This window comes from Shewanella sp. 10N.286.51.B7 (assembly GCF_002873615.1).
In the GTDB taxonomy this organism is placed as follows: Bacteria; Pseudomonadota; Gammaproteobacteria; order Enterobacterales; family Shewanellaceae; genus Shewanella; species Shewanella electrodiphila.
This window is the reverse complement of the sequence record NZ_MCUF01000019.1, coordinates 1-18,504: the sequence shown is the minus strand read 5'-3', so window position 1 is coordinate 18,504 and position 18,504 is coordinate 1. Positions and strand designations below refer to the sequence as shown.

Genomic DNA, 18,504 nt, shown 5'->3' with positions numbered 1-18,504 from the left:
TTCGCTAAATGACATTCACAAAAAAGCCACTCAATATTGAGTGGCTTTTGGGTTCGCTAATTATTAGCTATTTCCTTAATAAGTTAATCATTAAGGCATAACAGCGTCTTGATCAGCGCCTTCTTTTTCAATCTCAACAGGCATCATATGTTCACGACAGATCCCAAGCTTAATCGCTAAGAAACTTGCAACGTAAATAGATGAATAGGTACCCACAAAGATACCGCACAGCAATGCTGTTGCGAATCCGTGGATCATCGTGCCACCTTTAAGGAACAGTGCAATCACTACCACAAGGGTTGTCCCTGTTGTAATAATGGTACGGCTCATAGTTTGAGTAATTGACTTATTGACGACTTCATTAGGGCCGCCTTTACGCATCTTGAGGAAGTTTTCACGAACACGGTCATATACAACAATCGTATCGTTCAATGAATACCCGACAACGGTCAATAAGCCCGCTAATACAGTCAAATCAAACTCAAGTTGTAAGATTGAGAAAACACCTAAAGTAACAATAACGTCATGAGCAAGTGCCGCAACTGAACCCATTGCTAAGCGCCATTCAAAACGGAATGATACGTAAATCAAAATACAAATTAACGCAACAATAACGGCTAGACCGCCCTGCTCGGCTAACTCTTTACCGACTTGAGGTCCAACAAACTCAACACGCTTTTGAATCACGTTCGAATCAATTGAACGAGCAGCTTCCATAACGGCACTAACTTGGTCATCACTTTTGATTTCTTCTCGTACCGGAAGACGAATTAATACGTCACGGCTTGAGCCAAAGTTTTGAACCACCGCACCTTCTGCTTCATCAGCATCAAGTCCGCTGCGCAGTTGAATCAAATCAACCTGCTGAGAAAACTCAAGTTCAACGACGGTACCGCCAGTAAAATCAAGTCCCCAGTTGATGCCTTTAACCCCTAAAGAGAGTAGAGAACCAACAACAAGAATAACCGATAAAAGACTGATAACCTTCGCATGCTTAAGGAAGTCGATCGCTTTGGTAACTGAAAATATTTGTAACATAGTCGACGTCTCCTTAAATAGACAGTTTCTTAACGCGTTTACCACCCCACATGAGATTCACGATGACACGTGTTCCCACAATAGATGTAAACATAGACGTTGCGATACCTATCATTAGTGTGACTGCGAAACCTTTTACAGCACCAGTACCCACAGCAAATAGAATCAAGGCAGTCATAAAGGTTGTGATGTTCGCATCGGCAATGGTAGAGAATGCATTCGCATACCCTTCATGAATTGCCTGTTGAACACTACGACCTGCTAACAACTCTTCACGAATACGTTCGAAAATAAGCACGTTGCCATCAACAGCCATACCGACTGTTAGTACCATACCTGCGATACCTGGCAGGGTTAATACTGCACCTGGGATCATCGACATTACACCCACAACCATCACTAAGTTAGCAGTTAGCGCTAAGTTTGCGATGACGCCAAATGCACGGTAATAAATAAGCATAAAGATTAAGACAACTATCATGCCCCATATCATCGCCATTTTACCGTTTTCGATATTTTCAGCACCAAGACTTGGACCAATTGTGCGTTCTTCAACAATCGTTACCGGCGCTATCAAAGCACCTGCACGTAGCAGTAACGCTAAACTTTGTGCTTCAGCATGGTCAAGTCCATTAATCACGAAGTTACGGCCAAGACGTGCCTGAATAGTTGCAACTGAAATGACTTCTTCAATCTTAGTCATTTTCACTGTGCCATCTGGGTTACGTTGTCCGCTATCTTTATACTCAATAAATAAAGTCGCCATTGGGTTACCAATGTTGTCTTTAGTCACGTTTGAGAAGATATTACCGCCTTTAGCATCAAGGTTAATTGACACCTGTGGACGACTGTATTCGTCAAATGAAGGTTGAGCACCAGTGATATGATCACCCGTTAGCATCACTTCTTTTTTCAATACAGCAATACCGCCAGAACGACGTGGGTAAACTTCAGATGATGCAGGAACGCGGCCAGCAGCAGCTGCGGCTTGGTCAGCTTTATCATCTACCATGCGAAATTCAATCGATGCGGTTGCACCCAAAATCTCTTTTGCGCGCGCAGTATCTTGAACACCTGGTAACTGAACAATAATACGTTCTGCACCTTGACGTTGTACAACTGGCTCAGCAACACCTAACTCGTTAACACGATTACGAATAGTAGTGATGTTTTGCTGAAGTGCGTCTTCTTTGATTTGACTCAAATAAACATCACTCATGCTTGCGTATAAAGCATAGTTTTCGCCAACGCTACCGTCGGTGAATACCATTTCATTGCTTAACGATTTTAAATAACGTTCAGCTTTAGCAAGATTGTCAGCATCACGGAACTTGATTTCTAAGCCTTTAGCCGTTTTACGAACGCCGGCATAACGGATTTTCTGTTCACGTAATTGGCTTCTGAAATCAGCAATTTTGGCTTCTTCCATCTTACGAATGGCTTCGCCCATATCCACTTCCATTAAGAAATGAACACCGCCACGTAAATCAAGACCCAATTTCATTGGCGTCCCACCCATGGCATCAAGCCATTCAGGGGTAGCTGGCGCTAAGTTTAATGCAACGGTATATTTGTCACCTAAACTTTCTGCAATTGCTTCTCTTGCCAATAATTGCTGTTCAGCATTTTGAACACGGACAATTAATTGTCCATCTTCGAGCTCAGCGCGCTTTACCGCAATGCCTTTACTCTCAAGTAATCCATTTACTGACGATAGTGTTGAAGCTGTTACTTCTGCGCCACGAGTCGCTACGACTTGTACCGCATGATCCTCACCATAAAGGTTTGGAATTGCATAGAAACCACCAATGGTGAGGACAAGCAACACCATGATGTTTTTCCACATTGGGTATTTATTTAACACACCTGAGCCCTCTTGGCTTACAACGACTGGATAGAACCTTTAGGCAATACCGCTGCAACATAATCCTTCTTGATAGTGATTTGACTTGTTTCATTGATGCTCAATAAAAGGTAATCACTGTCTTCGCTGATTTTAGCAATCTTGCCTAAAATGCCGCCGCTTGTTAGCACTTCATCGCCTTTGCTTAATGCTGACATTAGGCTTTTGTGCTCTTTAACGCGCTTTGACTGAGGACGGAAAATCATAAAGTAGAAAATCAAGCCAAAAACTACTAGCATGAAAATCAGTTCCATCGTGCCGCCACCTTGTGGTGCGCCAGCTGCGTTTGCGTATGCATTTGAAATTAACATATTACTCTCTTCTTGTTTTCTAGATTAAAAATCAGTCTTGTAATTCTGGTACTGGTGGGACTTCACGACCCAACTTAGTATAAAAATCCGTAACGAAGGCGTCTAATGTACCCGTCTGAATAGCACCACGCAAACCTTCCATCAAAATTTGATAGTAACGTAGGTTATGAATGGTGTTTAAACGCGCACCTAAGATCTCATTACAGCGATCTAAGTGATATAAATAAGCACGTGAATAATTCTTACAGGTATAACAATCACAGCTTTCATCTAAAGGAGCGGTATCATCGCGATGACGAGCATTACGAATTTTGATGACACCTTCAGAAGTAAATAAGTGACCGTTACGGGCATTACGAGTTGGCATAACACAGTCAAACATGTCTACACCACGGCGAACGCCTTCCACTAAATCTTCTGGTTTACCCACGCCCATTAAGTAACGCGGTTTTTCTTCTGGTAGCTGAGGACAAACATGCTCTAAAATGCGGTGCATGTCTTCTTTTGGCTCACCAACTGCCAAACCACCCACGGCGTAACCATCGAAACCGATGTCAGTTAAGCCTTTAACGCTTTCGTCGCGTAAATCTTCATATACACCACCTTGAACAATACCAAATAAAGAATTTGGATTTTCTAAGCGGTTAAACTCGTCACGTGAACGTTGTGCCCAACGCAGAGACATCTGCATTGATTTACGTGCTTCGTCATGCGTTGCTGGATACGGAGTACATTCGTCAAAAATCATCACGACATCGCTGCCTAATGAGTTTTGGATTTGCATAGACTTTTCAGGGTCTAAGAAAATCTTTTCACCATTAATTGGTGAACGGAAATGTACACCTTCTTCGGTAATTTTACGGATGTCGCCCAAGCTAAATACTTGGAATCCACCTGAATCGGTTAAAATAGGACGTTGCCAGTTCATGAAGTCGTGTAAGTCACCATGCTTGCGCATAATTTCTTCACCAGGACGTAGCCATAAATGGAATGTATTACCCAGTAAAATATCCGCACCCGTCGCACGAACTTCTTCTGGTGTCATACCTTTAACGGTGCCGTAAGTGCCAACTGGCATAAAAGCAGGTGTTTCAACCGTGCCACGTTCAAAAACTAAGCGGCCGCGACGTGCGCGTCCGTCTGTTGTATCAAGTTCAAAATTCATAAATCACCTTGCCAGATAAACAGTCTGACTCGTTGTTGTTGCATAAGACATGAGGGCATAAGTGATAACTTCAAGTAATAAGTTAAAATTAACCCAAAAAAATACCCACCTCTGTGGGCGGGTATTTTAGATCAAAATCAATCGTTACGGGGCTTTTTTCGTTAAAAACATGGCATCGCCATAGCTAAAAAAGCGGTATTTTTGTTCGATCGCGTGTTGATAGGCATTCATTACATTATCAAAACCTGAAAATGCACTAATTAGCATGATCAAAGTTGATTCTGGTAAATGGAAATTAGTCACCATGGCATCAATGACTTTGAACTCGTAACCTGGGAAAATAAAAATATCAGTGTCGCCTTTAAACTCAGCTAATGGATTATCACCACTTGCTTTGGCCGCACTTTCAAGTGAACGAACCGACGTAGTACCCACTGCAATGACTCGATGACCTGCTTGTTTGGTTGCCGCGATTAAATCAACCACTTCTTGAGAGACTTCAGCCCACTCAGAATGCATCACATGCTCATCAATGGTATCAACACGAACAGGTTGAAAAGTCCCAGCCCCGACATGCAAAGTCACAAAAGCAATATTCACGCCTTTGTCTTTTAATGCAGCCAGCATTGCATCATCAAAATGCAAGCCTGCAGTTGGCGCAGCTACTGCGCCAGGAGTTTGATTGTAAACCGTTTGATAACGCTCTTTATCAGCATCTTCGTCAGGACGGTCAATATATGGAGGAAGTGGCATATGACCCACTTCTTCTAGCACTTCAAGAATCGTTTTATCAGAATCCAGTTCTAATTCGAATAGCGCGTCATGACGCTTAAGCATCTTCATTTCATAACCGCCATCTAGGATGACAATTGAATCAACTTTCGGCGATTTTGAACAACGAACGTGAGCAAGAATACGCTTATCATCAAGCATTCTTTCAACAAGAATTTCGAGTTTACCGCCTGAGGCTTTTTGGCCAAATAGACGCGCGGGAATAACACGAGTGTTATTAAACACCATCAAATCGCCACTGTTTACTTTCGACAACACGTCAGTGAATTGCTGATCTGCTAATGCACCGCTATTGCCGTCAAGGGTCAATAATCTTGATGCATTTCGCTCCGCCATTGGGTAGCGGGCAATAAGTTCATCTGGTAAATCAAAAGAAAAATCAGCAACGCGCATATCTATACTCTTTTAAAGACAATAAAAACGGCCGCTAGTCTAGGACTACCGCCCATGAATATCAAGTTTAGACGGTGATTTAATCTTTGGTTTGCCAGCAGCAGGAAACAAATATCTGAATGTGATTGAGTAAAGAATCGATCTACATTGAATGCTGAACCAAATTTCAGTTCAGCTTTTAACCGTTCGGAGGGTTACTTAATATTGGGCGATTTGAATTGATGGATATTGCTATCTAATTCTGCAGCAGATTTTGCTGCATCAGTTTCTTCAGCTAAAGAGTTATTTTCAGGTAGAAAAGATTGCTTTTCGAATCGAAGGTCAACTTCAATTTTGGTACGCTTGCGATTAGGTTGTTGACCCAGTACTGACATTATCCAGTTTTTCATCATCCATGATCCTTAAACCGATTTTTATAATTAGACGTAACATCCCTGAAAAATAATACCAATGACATTTGAGTAGAAATCTATATGATTGAAACTAGACTTAAAAGATGTCAGCAGGCGTTTAACTTTTCACTACGTGGTTAAGCATCATACTGAAAAATTCAAAAAATAAAAGTACAAAATATGAACTTTCTTGCTCACCTACATTTAGCCGATATCAGCAATACTCATTTGGCAGCCAATCTCGCTGGTGACTTTGCAAAAGGCGATATAAAACACTTCCCACAGCATTTACAGCAAGGGATTTGGCTTCATAGGCAGATAGATCAAATAACTGATAGCCATGAATTAATTGTGGACTTAATCAAATTATTCCCAAAATCATCTCGCCGAGTCGCACCAATATTGGTGGATTTAGCCTTTGACCATTACTTGGCCTTTTATTGGGATGAATATCATCAGGAGCCTTTGGCTGACTTTACTCAAAAAGCTTATCGCAGTCTTGAGGACACTTCTGACTTACCGGAAAAGTTGCAACTCATCATTCCCAGCATTATCGAACAAGATTGGCTATCCAGCTATCAAACTAAACAAGGATTGAATAAAGCCATTGAAGGCGTGAGTCGGAGAATTTCAAAACCTGAATTGTTTAACACGGCCATCAAAGATGTAGATACATTATATGTCGATATTGAAATTGCATTTAGAACCTTTTATCCGCAATTAATGGCATACAGTCGAATTTATAGTAGAAAAACACCTGAGCAATACCTGCCATAGTCAGGTCAAGCACCGACGCGTATAATCCACCAGAGCAAGCTAGATTAGACCATTATTGTTATTCGCTGTGCGTTAATCATTACTGCACAGCGAAAACTTTGCTAAAATACCCCACTATTTTGTAAACCGATGCGACTTCATGCAAATTTTTGATTACCAACCACCTAGTATTCCTTGGCTAGATATCCGTTATAAAGACCGCGATATCATTGTCATCAATAAGCCAGCTGGATTACTCGCTAATCCGGGTAAAGCACCTGCGACACATGACTGTGCTATTACACGAGTGCAAAAACTATTTCCTGAAGCCATCTTAGTGCATCGTTTAGACTGTGATACCTCAGGTGTAATGGTATTTGCTCGTAATAAGAAGGCCGAATCTCATTTAAAGACCCAATTTCAAGACCGTAAAACCAAAAAGGTTTATATCGCAGAGGTTAAGGGCCAACTTGAGAGTGACTCAGGCACTGTAGATTTGTCATTAGCAGCCGACAAAACTAACCCGCCTTTTCAGATTGTATCTGAACAAGGAAAAACAGCGGTTACGCATTATGAAGTGATTGAAAGACACCCAGAGCATACTCTGGTTAAACTGATGCCAGAAACAGGTAGAACACATCAACTGCGCGTTCACATGCTAGCACTCAACCATGTGATATTAGGTGATGCATTTTATGCTGATGAGAATACCGTCTCGCTAAGAGATAGATTGAGCCTGCACGCGCAAATGCTAACAATTACCCATCCTTACACGCAAAAGCAGCGAACCTTTTTCAGCAAGCACCCTTTTAGTGACTAAGGTAAAGGGCTAGCAGCTAAGATTTAGTGAATAGTGATTGATGATTAGTAATTGATATTGACCCAATGACTAAAATAAAAAACCGCTCATATGAGCGGTTTTTTTTATAGCTTATAAATAGTGATTTATTAGCTGTTTTCTTTCGCTTCCGCAGCTTCACATGCTGCAGCAGTGAATACGACATCGGTAGAACTGTTTAATGCTGTTTCAGCAGAGTCCTGAACCACACCAATAATGAAACCAACAGCAACCACTTGCATCGCCACATCATTTGAAATGCCAAATAAGCCACAAGCTAATGGAATTAATAATAGCGAACCGCCAGCAACACCTGACGCACCACAAGCTGATACCGCTGCAACCACACTTAATAACACAGCGGTTAAGAAGTCGACTTGAATACCTAAGGTATTTGCAGCTGCAAGCGTCAGCACTGTAATCGTAATTGCCGCGCCGCCCATGTTAATGGTTGCACCTAATGGAATGGATACTGAGTAAGTATCTTTATGAAGTTTTAACTCTTCACACAATGCCATATTCACTGGAATATTCGCTGCACTTGAGCGCGTAAAGAATGCAGTCACGCCACTTTCACGTAAACATTTCAGTACCAATGGATAAGGGTTACGTCTGATTTTTATGTACACAATAATCGGGTTAACCACTAATGCGATAAACAGCATTGAACCCACTAACACACCCAATAATTGAGCGTATCCCGCTAATGCTTCAAAACCAGTCGCTGCAATTGTGCCAGAAACCAAACCAAAGATACCAATAGGTGCGAAACGAATTACGAAACGAACGATTTTAGTTACGCCGTCACTTAAATCTGACACCACTTTCTTCGTTGAATCACTCGCATGATGTAATGTGATCCCCAGACCCACAGCCCACGCTAAAATACCAATATAGTTACCTGTTAAAATGGCATTTACTGGGTTATCTACAATTTTGAATAGCAATGTATTCAATACTTCTGCAATGCCTTGTGGCGGGTTAGACCCTTCAACACCACCTGCAAGTAATAACGTTGTTGGAAATGCAAAACTAAATGCCACAGCCGTTAATGCAGCAGCTAACGTGCCAACCAAATACAAGCCGATAATAGGTCGCATATTGGTTTGGGTGTTTTTCTTTTGATTTGCAATTGATGATGCCACTAAGACAAACACTAAAATAGGTGCAACAGCTTTCAACGCTTCAACAAATAAACTACCTAAAAATGACACTTGAGTAGCTGCTGAGGTTGAAACTGTGGCGAGGATAACACCGAGAACAATACCGACGAGAATTTGTAGCACTAAGCTACCGTTAGCAACCCGCGCTAACAGTGATTGATTTTGATTCATTGCTTGACCTATGATTATTATATTTATGGCTTTTAATAAGCTCTAATATTTGTGCGGCTTTTAATAAGCTCTGATAGGTATATATCGGATGAAATGGCTAAAGTCTAGTCTGAGGGCAAAATGATACGCTAATATTACTCACTAGTTCCAAACAAACCACATTTAGCCAACATGTGACCAATTATAATGCAGTAGGTTAAAACCCTAGCAAAACCACTATTTAGCACCACGTAGCATGGCATCGATTAATTCATGAGCATCAAATTTGGTCAGCGCTTCATTGGCGCCGACTTGCTTAGCTTGACTGACACTTATCTCACTGGAAAGCGAAGTATGCAAAATGATGTACGCGTTCGCTAGCTCAGGATTGTTCTTTACTTCAAATGCTAACTCATAGCCATCAAGCCCTGGCATTTCAATATCACTGACTAAAATATTAATAGGTTTTTGTTGGGCTGCTGCATCACGCATTATTTGCAATGCATCATGACCATCTGAAGTCACATCATATGGAATGTTAATCGAGTCGAGCGCATCGGATAATTGCTTTCTGGCAACTTTGGAATCATCCACCAATAAAATACGCATCGGCTTTAATTGTTCACGCTGAACATCTGTCAGTATTGCGCGGTTTGCAGCAGGATCATGTGGGAATATTTTAGCCATCAGAAGTTCAACATCGAGTAGTTGAACTAATTTATTATCTAAGCGCGTCACCCCAGTTAAAAACACATTATGACCTAGGTTGGACGCTGGCGCTTCAATGTCGCGCCAATTACACTCAATGATTTTATCAATGGCTCTGACTAGAAAACCAATCACCATTCTCTGGCAATCAGTGATAATCACATAACAATCTTTTTGCTCATCTGGCGAAATAGCTTTAAAGCCAATAGCTGCTGCCATATCAATCACGGCAATAGTATTACCGCGAATAGTCGCCGCACCCAGAATTGATGGGTGAGAACGTGGAATTTTGGATAAATTACTAAATGGGACAATTTCGCGGATCTTCAACGTACCTAAGGCAAATTGCTGAATATGAGAGAGATGAAACAGTAACAGCCCCTGAGATTGGCTCGCTTTGCTCTTCATAAAATCACCCATTAAAATACATTAAATTGAGTTAACCATACCGATAATAACATATCAAATTTAGGCGAAACTAATTGAGTTTTAGGGGTTAAAGTTGTGACTCTATTGGCAATAATGCAAGAAAATCCGCAAAGAATTTGCGCCAAAAACCTGCGCCTGGTTCTGCATAAATAACCTTGCCATCTGTATTGTCTATCCAGACCAAGTCGCCATCTTCGATAGCGAGTTCATAGGCTTTAGAAACGGCTGACTCAGTTAACCCTGCAACCATGTCTTTGGCTAATTGTTGACTTTCAATCACAATGCCCATTTCAGTATTAATCAATGCTGAACGAGGGTCGAAATTAAAAGAGCCGACAAAGACCATGTCTTCATCAATGACGAATGTCTTAGCGTGCAGGCTGCTACGACTACTGCCCTTCCAGCTAGATTTTTTCTCAGTTGGACTGCCTTTTACTTCGTAAATTTTAACCCCGCCTTCAACCAACTTTTGACGGTACTGCTGATAACCAGCATGAACAGCAAGTACATCCGTCGCCGCTAAGCTGTTTGTAACAATGGTAATGTCTTTACCTTGTTTTACTCCTTTAATAAAAGCATTGGTTGCCGCATCTCCTGGAACAAAATACGGTGACACAATCACTAATCTTTGCTGAGTTTGATTAAAAAAGTAGTTTAGATCATCAAGTAAAATGGGAGTGTCGCTACTCGCTTTGAGCTTATTAGGTGGGTCATAGACAACATCAGCTTTACCCCAGTACCACTGCACAGACTGGTTTTTAAGCCTTTCTAGCAGACTGCTGTTCTCAAGGCGTTTATAGTATTCACTACTCGCTAATGTCGCTTTATAATTTGCCGCTTCTTGGATCAGTAGTTCAAGGTTGGTATTTATATCGTTGGCAGGAACAAGTTGTTGAATGCTTTGAACTTGTTTAGAATTCCAATAGGTATCAAACTGGGTTGAGACGTCATCAACAGCCTCACCGATAGTCAGTACATCTAAGTCACCAAATTCGACATCTTCGTTTGCAGAAAAATATTCAGCGCCAATATTTCTGCCGCCCACAATGCTCACTAAGTTATCTATGGTTAATGACTTATTGTGCATGCGATGATTCATGCGAGTGAAATTAGTAATGAATGCAATGCCACGATAATGTCTTTCATAGGAAGGGTTAAATAGCCTTACAGAAATATTAGGATGATTAGCAATCACCATCCATCCATCATCATAGCTAGCAGTGGTCATATCATCTAATAAAATACGCACTCTCACACCACGCTCAGCTGCTTGATATAAAAACAGCGTGAGCATCTTACCGACATCATCATTGCGATAAATGTAGTACTGCAAATCAATGCTTGTTGTTGCGCTTTCAATCATTGCTAAACGAGCGATGAATGCATCAAGGCCATCAGCTAAGGTTTTAACACCGGTTAATTCTGGTTTTTTATGCGATTCGACATATTCCGCTAACACTGAATCTTTGGGGGGAGCAAGTTTATATTGAGGCTCTAAAGGTTCAAATTCCACCTGAGATGCACAACCGGAAATAAAAAAAGCAAACACAAAACATAAGATAAATATGTATTTATTGTTGTGCATTCACCGATTCCTTTCTCGTTATGGATTTAAACCTTTGATCCTATTCTAGGACAACTCATTCTAGGCTAACTAACTTGAGGCTAACTAATTTGAGGCTAACTAATTTGAGGCTAACTAATCTTGCAAAGCATATAGCACGTCAAAAACTAATTGATCCCAGCCTTCTGAACTAAATGCGATATCGCGGATACTGCGCACTTGGCTTACCGCGTGAACAGGGGCAGCGCCATTATCCATCAAATAATACGCCATCATAATACCCGTTCTATCTTTGCCTGAGCGACAATGTATCAACACGGCAATATTATCAGCCTCACATTGACGAATAAATGCCAGCGCTTTTGGCGCTTGTTCAGTGCAAATAGCAACGTCACCTTCCTGTGGCGGAATATTTCTTGAAAAAGGCGTACAAAGGTAGCGAATACCTAACGCTGCTAGTTGATCTTCATCGACACCTTCACCGTTATTGAGCGATACAATCGCACCAATACCAGCGGCTTTTAACTCTGCGACATCCCATTCATGTTTATTGGGACCACTTCGACCGGCGATAACGCCATCTACTAACCAAAATAACTGCTTCATATTTAATGGTTACTCTTAAATTTATGATTCGGGTTTATTTATCATTTAACGTAGAATCAATCCCTGAACCTCATAAGCTTCCATTATTCAAATGGTGTTATTGAGCACTGTCATCTTTATCGCTATCTTCTTTAGCAATACCAGCCCAAATATCAACATTAACAGGTGCTTGTTTTTTCTTCTTTTTCTTACCCGTACCAGCTGGTTTTGCCATTGGCTTTTCTACAGCATATTCATCGTCAGGCATTTCTTCATCAGGTTCAAAGCCAACAAAGGTTTCACGCTCTAAACGAATTTTGTTCTTTTTCTCGATAATACTGAAATGATGGTAATCAGCATGGGCAATCAAAGATAACGCTAAGCCCACTTCACCAGCACGGCCACTGCGACCAATACGGTGCATATAATCAGCTGGGCTTCGTGGTAAATCAAAGTTAATCACCACTGGCAGTTTCTCAATATCTAAACCACGGGCTGCAATATCAGTGGCAATTAACACTTCAATATCGCCTGCTTTAAAGCCCTCTAAAACGCGGTTACGTGCGCCTTGACCTTTATCACCATGAAAGACTTCCGCAGTAATGCCACGCTTTGATAATTTATCGGCTAGATGCTTACAGCTATTTTTCGCATTGACAAAGATAAGCGCTTGGCGCCATTTATTTTGCTTAATTAGCTCAGCAAGAAGCGCAGTTTTCTTTTCACGATTTACCGTAAACACCCGTTGTACTAATGTGCTGGCATCCGCGCTCTGCAATTGGATTTCAACAGGGTCTTGCAGCAGATTATCTGTCAGTGTGCGAACTTCTTCAGGGAACGTAGCAGAGAACAACAAGGTTTGTTTTTTCTGTGGCATTAAGGCAAGCAAAGATGATAACTCTTCAGTAAAACCAAGACTCAGCATTCGGTCAGCTTCATCAAGCACTAAGGTTTCAACTTTATCTAACTTAATCGCATTGCTCGAAATCAAATCAAGTAAACGCCCAGGAGTTGCCACTAAGACATCTGTGCCGCCACGTAGCGCTAACATTTGCGTATTGGCTGATACACCACCAAACACGGCTGTTGATTTAATTGCACCATTAAAATGAACAGCATAAGACTTCACACTGTCAGCAACTTGTTTTGCAAGCTCTCGTGTAGGCACTAGCACTAATGCCGAAACAAAGTTGCCTTTATCTTTTTTAGCGCCTTGTTGGGCTTGATGGATCTTTTGCAGAATAGGTAAAACAAATGTAGCAGTTTTACCTGAACCCGTATTGGCGCCAGCTAATAGATCTTTTCCTGCAATAACACTCGGAATAGCCTGTGCCTGAATAGGTGTTGGCGTTTTATATTCCATTTCCGCAAGACGATTGTTAATAGGTGCAATAAGGCCAAGCTCGGCAAAAGATGTTGCACTTGTCTGCGAAGTAACAGGAGAGTTGTTAGCTGATGTCATTAATTATGGATGCTCAAATAAAATAGAAATTGGATATAGCTTTGAGAGTATTTTAGCTTATTTGAGCAGGTTAAGTTAGCGATATTGCGCATGCTATGCGCATTTAATAAGCTAAATGATACATAGCAGCTAAAAAGTGGACTCAAGCTAGATTAGAAATGATTAAAACTAAAGAAATGCCCTCATCAATAGCTCGCTAATATTTAATGAATGACTTCATTCGCTCTTAGCTTAATCTTAGTGAGTCCATCCTTTACAAGTTGACCCCTTCCAAGTTCAATAAAAATTGCTTCATTTCAAGTCCGTAAGCATAACCCGTTAAGCTGCCATCTTTGCCAATCACTCGATGACAAGGCACAATTATCGCAATTGGGTTTGCGCCATTTGCGGCGCCAACAGCCCTAACCGCTTTGGGGCGTTCAATCGTATCGGCAATGGCCGCATAACTACAAATATCGCCAAAGGGCAGCGCCTTTAATGCTTGCCAAACTTGCTGCTGAAACTCAGTTCCTTTGGCTGCTAATTTGACATCAAAATCTTGCCTTTCACCTGAAAAATACTCGCGTAATTCTTCAATAGCTTGAATAACAATAGCTTTCGCTTGATTGACCTCTCCTGAGTCCGCCTTAGATAACGCATCCAGTGTGGTTGATTCGGCAACCACTTGTAAGTGAGTCAGCCCATGCGTTGATGCTTGTAGTTTCAGATAGCCAACAGGACTAGCAATAACCTGTTGAAACACTGGCGGTTGATTATTAATTTTCATCATTTTTCCATAATTGAAAGGTTAAATAACTGCCCCAAGGGCTGACTTGCTGACTGATTTTCTCTACAAGCTGTTGATAATATTTAGGTGTAAAGTCTGTCGTAGTTCCTAAAGTAATGTCTTGCTTTGCTATGAGTGCTTTAAGTCTATTTTTAATCACTAAATCGCCACCTAAAAAGATATTAGGGTCACTTTCTCCGCGCATTCTGGCGTAAGCAATCGTCCACGGGCCTATGCCTTTCACCTCAATCCAGGCTTCGGGTGAGGCTAACGGGTTATCAGCAACGAATTGACCTAAGCCGTTTAATGCACGTTTTCTGGCGCCAGGCATTTTAAACTCATCAAGTCCTGCTGTGGCAACCTGTTCAGCTTTAGGAAAAAACAGCACTTCTCGCTGGCCTATGACTGCTTTATCGCCGTAATTTACTGCTAGCACATTAAGCAATTTACTCGCCTGAATGACGCTCACCTGCTGCCCTAACACAGCTCGGCAACCCGCCTCAAAAACTGATGCTGCCGCGGGGATCCTAAGGCCAGATGATACATGCATCCCCATAGACACTAATGGAGAAAAAGAAGCTTCTATTACATCCATATCAGCGTCTAAATCTAATATTTTTCTTACATATTGAACAACTTGAAATAAATAGCCAATATCTTGCTCACGTTCGAATTGCACATTCAGTAATAACTGGTTTTTTGCGTTAACTTCTGAGATTTCAAATGTGCCTCTAATTGAAATATCATCAAAATCCAGTGAAAAACTACGTCCATATATGAGCGACTGTTCATCAAGCCACTCCATACCTTCAACCGCGCGAACTTTGTAAAATGCCCATAAATCAGACCATAAAAATGGCGGACGGTAATCCAGCAATAAGTTAATCCCATGGGAGAAACTGGCATGTGTATCAAGAGCTGGTTTGTTTTTAATCCCTTTCCTGGCAATAGGATTAGTATTCGTTTTAGCAGACGGTGAACGCCTTAATTGAGATGGCGTCAGTTGCAGTTGCGCTTTAAACACTTCATTAAATCGTCTAATACTATTGAAACCTGCCGCCATGGCCACATCAGTAATAGGTAGCTGTGTTTGATGCAATAATTGTTTAGCAAACATTAACTGGCGGTATAGAGCATATTTTTTGGGCGATGTTCCAAGCTGTTTGTTAAATAACTGACTCAAATAGCGAGAACTTATGCCAAGACGTGCAGACAATTGGGTTAAAGATTCTGCATTCTCACCACTTAAACACCCTGCATCAATCAAGCTAATGGCCCGCAGTAAACTGGTGTTGGTGCCTTTCCAAGCGTTAGATTGCGGCGCACTGTCAGGCCTGCAGCGTAAACAAGGTCTAAGCCCTGCTTCTGCAGCTTTGATCGCTGAATCAAAATAAATCACATTTTGCTCTTTTGGCGGCGATGCTGGACAAATTGAGCGACAAAAGATACCTGTGGTTTTAACCCCAATGAAAAATCGGCCATCAAAACGTGCATCTCGACTTAGTCTTGCTTGTCTGCAGGTATCATCAGGTAAATGGCAATGATTGTAAGCAAGCGAAGACAAACCCACTGGCATCTCGTTTGATTGATGGGTATCCGTTTTATTAATAGTTTTCATGGCGGCGTAAACTAACTCACAATCTTAAAATGTGAATCTACTTTAACCAAAGTTGTCGCCACTCACTAGCGGAAAACGGAACTCAATGTAGATTTAATGCTGACATCAATTGTCATAATCAATTCAACACTTCGTTCACAAGTTACGGTATCCTATCGTTAACTAATATTTGTTTGAGCTGTTGATGTTTAAATTTTTCGAATCGTTAACCAATCCCCTTCCTCAAGAAGAGCCGTCGCAAGCCCCTAAAGGCGTATATGCTTTCTGCCGTCATTACACTCGCGGGTTTGAAAAGCATCTAATCATTATGTCGATATTAACCGCTATTTTGGCCATTTTAGAGGTGTCTTTATTTGGTTTTATGGGCAAATTAGTAGACTGGTTAGTCACTAAAAACCCTGAGACATTATGGCAGGATGAAGGGAACACCCTCATTGGTATGTCCGTAATTGTCTTAGTGGTGATCCCTGCATTGGTCTGGCTGCATGCTTCTATTGTTCATCAGACACTTCTGGGTAACTACCCGATGGCGATACGCTGGCAAGCACACCGTTATTTGCTTAAACAAAGCGTTTCGTTTTATCAGGACGACTTTGCCGGACGTATTGCCACCAAAGTCATGCAAACCTCACTAGCTGTCAGAGAAACCGTGATGAAATTGCTTGATGTACTGATGTACATCATTATTTATTTCACCTCAATGCTAGTGATGATTGCCAGTGCTGATGTGCGTTTAATGCTACCGATGCTAGTGTGGTTATTTGCTTATGTTGCTATTCAGTGGAAACTCGTGCCGAAACTAAAAGCAATTTCTACTAAGCAAGCTGATGCACGCTCGACCATGACAGGACGAATTGTTGACAGTTACACCAATATTTCAACTGTAAAGTTATTCTCGCACACCAAACAAGAAGCAGATTACGCCCAAGACAGCATGATGGGCTTCTTACAGACTGTGTATGGTCAAATGCGTCTAGTGACTATCATTAACGTGCTGGTTCAAGCAATTAACTATTTGTTGGCATTTACCATTGCGGCAGTATCGATTTGGTTATGGGCAGATAACGCCATCACTGTGGGTGCGATTGCAATCGCTGTCAGCTTGGCATTGCGCCTAAATGGCATGTCTCAATGGATCATGTGGGAAATCAGCTCACTGTTCGAGAACATAGGTACAGTAACAGATGGGATGAACACCTTATCGAAACCGATTGAAATTGAAGATAAAACAGATGCGAAAGATATCGTTGTAGACAATGGTAAAATTGATTTCAATGATGTCAGCTTTAATTATGGTGAAGCATCTGATGTCATTAACGACTTGAACTTGAACATCAAAGCGGGCGAGAAAGTTGGTTTAGTCGGCCGCTCTGGCGCAGGTAAATCTACATTGGTAAATTTGCTAATGCGATTTCATGATGTCGAAAAAGGCCACGTTGCAATTGATGACCAAAAGATCACCGATGTCACTCAGGACTCTTTGCGCTCGATGATTGGCATGGTGACTCAAGATACCTCATTACTGCATCGCTCAATTCGTGAAAACATTTTGTATGGCGACCCAACCGCATCTGATGAACAATTATTAGCAGCGATTGAACAAGCCCAAGCTAGTGAGTTCATTAAAGACTTATCAGATCCCTTTGGTAATACTGGACTTGATGCACAGGTCGGCGAGCGCGGTGTTAAATTATCAGGTGGTCAACGCCAACGTATCGCGATTGCCCGTGTGCTGCTTAAAAACGCGCCAATTTTGTTACTCGATGAGGCAACATCAGCTCTCGATTCTGAAGTAGAAGCAGCGATTCAGGAAAGTTTATATGAATTAATGCAAGGTAAAACTGTGATTGCCATTGCCCATCGTTTATCAACCATCGCAGCAATGGACAGGTTAATTGTCTTGGACAAGGGCAAGATTGTTGAACAAGGTACGCACCAGGAATTGATAAAGTCGGGGGGTATTTATGCGCAGTTATGGGCACACCAAACAGGTGGCTTCCTCGGTATAGATTAATCGCTTAATAAAATAACGATTCGTTATCCCCTACTAAGCCGTTCAATGCATGTTGAGCGGCTTTTTTAGTGGTTTAATCAAGCTCTAATTAAACGAACCCAGTCAATCACACATGTATTGGGTTACCTGCGAAAACTGAGCATTCCACAAAAAAGATCAGAGATGTAGAGGGAATTAGAAATAGAAATAGAGATAGAAATAGAGTTAGAGACAGACACAAAAATAGACTTAGATTTATGAAGTAAGTAAAGAAAACACAACGACTTTAAAGTACGAATTTAATATTTGAAATGAAGAATTTTTAGATAGGTAAAACAGGAATAAAAAAGAAATGGTGGTCGATACTGGGCTCGAACCAGTGACCCCCTCCTTGTAAGGGAGGTGCTCTCCCAGCTGAGCTAATCGACCTGGGATTTCATAATGTTTTAATTCTTTACGAAAAGAATGGTGGTCGATA

At 41.4% G+C, this 18,504-nt stretch carries 16 protein-coding genes and 1 tRNA gene; 3 read left to right on the top strand and 14 right to left on the bottom strand.

Translation table 11 applies throughout. The features are described from left to right. Nucleotides 1-90 precede the first annotated feature (90 nt). From secF to BCU84_RS03305, 6 genes are all read right to left on the bottom strand, one after another. The gene (gene secF / locus BCU84_RS03330; RefSeq protein WP_102526685.1) at nucleotides 91-1,038 is read right to left on the bottom strand and encodes a protein translocase subunit SecF; all 948 of its coding nucleotides are present in this window, start codon (nucleotides 1,036-1,038) and stop codon (nucleotides 91-93) included. Nucleotides 1,039-1,051: 13 nt separating this feature from the next. After that, complete coding sequence (gene secD / locus BCU84_RS03325; RefSeq protein WP_102526684.1) at nucleotides 1,052-2,902, bottom strand: protein translocase subunit SecD; 1,851 nt, start codon at nucleotides 2,900-2,902, stop codon at nucleotides 1,052-1,054. 17 nt (nucleotides 2,903-2,919) lie between these two features. Next, nucleotides 2,920-3,252, bottom strand: a complete 333-nt coding sequence (gene yajC, locus BCU84_RS03320; protein ID WP_102526683.1) for a preprotein translocase subunit YajC — start codon at nucleotides 3,250-3,252, stop codon at nucleotides 2,920-2,922. A gap of 31 nt (nucleotides 3,253-3,283) precedes the next feature. Further along, on the bottom strand, nucleotides 3,284-4,417 hold the full coding sequence (gene tgt / locus BCU84_RS03315) for a tRNA guanosine(34) transglycosylase Tgt (RefSeq protein WP_102526682.1): 1,134 nt from the start codon (nucleotides 4,415-4,417) through the stop codon (nucleotides 3,284-3,286). A gap of 144 nt (nucleotides 4,418-4,561) precedes the next feature. Beyond that, nucleotides 4,562-5,602: a tRNA preQ1(34) S-adenosylmethionine ribosyltransferase-isomerase QueA gene (queA, locus tag BCU84_RS03310; RefSeq protein ID WP_102526681.1), complete on the bottom strand. Its 1,041-nt coding sequence runs from the start codon at nucleotides 5,600-5,602 to the stop codon at nucleotides 4,562-4,564. A 194-nt stretch (nucleotides 5,603-5,796) separates the two neighbouring features. After that, a complete protein-coding gene (locus BCU84_RS03305; RefSeq protein WP_133146614.1) occupies nucleotides 5,797-5,991 on the bottom strand; it encodes a hypothetical protein in 195 nt (64 codons plus the stop codon). A gap of 183 nt (nucleotides 5,992-6,174) precedes the next feature. Between BCU84_RS03305 and BCU84_RS03300 the strand changes: the two genes are divergently transcribed. Then, nucleotides 6,175-6,771, top strand: coding sequence for an ACP phosphodiesterase (locus tag BCU84_RS03300; protein WP_102526679.1), 597 nt, complete (start codon nucleotides 6,175-6,177; stop codon nucleotides 6,769-6,771). 139 nt (nucleotides 6,772-6,910) lie between these two features. Then, a complete protein-coding gene (locus BCU84_RS03295; protein ID WP_102526678.1) occupies nucleotides 6,911-7,570 on the top strand; it encodes an RluA family pseudouridine synthase in 660 nt (219 codons plus the stop codon). A gap of 128 nt (nucleotides 7,571-7,698) precedes the next feature. Here BCU84_RS03295 and sstT read toward each other — a convergent pair whose 3' ends face one another. From sstT to BCU84_RS03260, 7 genes are all read right to left on the bottom strand, one after another. Next, nucleotides 7,699-8,922 (bottom strand): serine/threonine transporter SstT, encoded by a 1,224-nt coding sequence (gene sstT / locus BCU84_RS03290; protein WP_102526677.1) that lies wholly within the window; start codon nucleotides 8,920-8,922, stop codon nucleotides 7,699-7,701. Nucleotides 8,923-9,138: 216 nt separating this feature from the next. Then, entirely contained in the window at nucleotides 9,139-10,017 is an 879-nt protein-coding gene (locus BCU84_RS03285; protein ID WP_102526708.1) for a chemotaxis protein CheV, read from the bottom strand. A gap of 88 nt (nucleotides 10,018-10,105) precedes the next feature. Then, the gene (locus tag BCU84_RS03280; protein ID WP_102526676.1) at nucleotides 10,106-11,623 is read right to left on the bottom strand and encodes a phospholipase D family protein; all 1,518 of its coding nucleotides are present in this window, start codon (nucleotides 11,621-11,623) and stop codon (nucleotides 10,106-10,108) included. A 114-nt stretch (nucleotides 11,624-11,737) separates the two neighbouring features. Next, a complete protein-coding gene (locus BCU84_RS03275; RefSeq protein ID WP_102526675.1) occupies nucleotides 11,738-12,208 on the bottom strand; it encodes a dual specificity protein phosphatase family protein in 471 nt (156 codons plus the stop codon). Nucleotides 12,209-12,305: 97 nt separating this feature from the next. Further along, complete coding sequence (locus BCU84_RS03270; protein ID WP_102526674.1) at nucleotides 12,306-13,649, bottom strand: DEAD/DEAH box helicase; 1,344 nt, start codon at nucleotides 13,647-13,649, stop codon at nucleotides 12,306-12,308. A gap of 253 nt (nucleotides 13,650-13,902) precedes the next feature. After that, entirely contained in the window at nucleotides 13,903-14,415 is a 513-nt protein-coding gene (locus BCU84_RS03265) for a methylated-DNA--[protein]-cysteine S-methyltransferase (RefSeq protein ID WP_241906349.1), read from the bottom strand. Then, the gene (locus BCU84_RS03260) at nucleotides 14,405-16,033 is read right to left on the bottom strand and encodes an Ada metal-binding domain-containing protein (protein WP_241906348.1); all 1,629 of its coding nucleotides are present in this window, start codon (nucleotides 16,031-16,033) and stop codon (nucleotides 14,405-14,407) included. The genes BCU84_RS03265 and BCU84_RS03260 overlap by 11 nt, the downstream gene beginning before the upstream one ends. 184 nt (nucleotides 16,034-16,217) lie before the next feature. Here BCU84_RS03260 and BCU84_RS03255 point away from each other — a divergent pair, with 184 nt between their 5' ends. Next, nucleotides 16,218-18,047: an ABC transporter ATP-binding protein gene (locus BCU84_RS03255; RefSeq protein WP_102526672.1), complete on the top strand. Its 1,830-nt coding sequence runs from the start codon at nucleotides 16,218-16,220 to the stop codon at nucleotides 18,045-18,047. A 332-nt stretch (nucleotides 18,048-18,379) separates the two neighbouring features. On the opposite strand, the gene BCU84_RS03250 is transcribed toward BCU84_RS03255, so the two are convergent. Continuing rightward, a tRNA-Val gene (locus BCU84_RS03250) sits at nucleotides 18,380-18,455 on the bottom strand. Nucleotides 18,456-18,504: the final 49 nt, after the last annotated feature.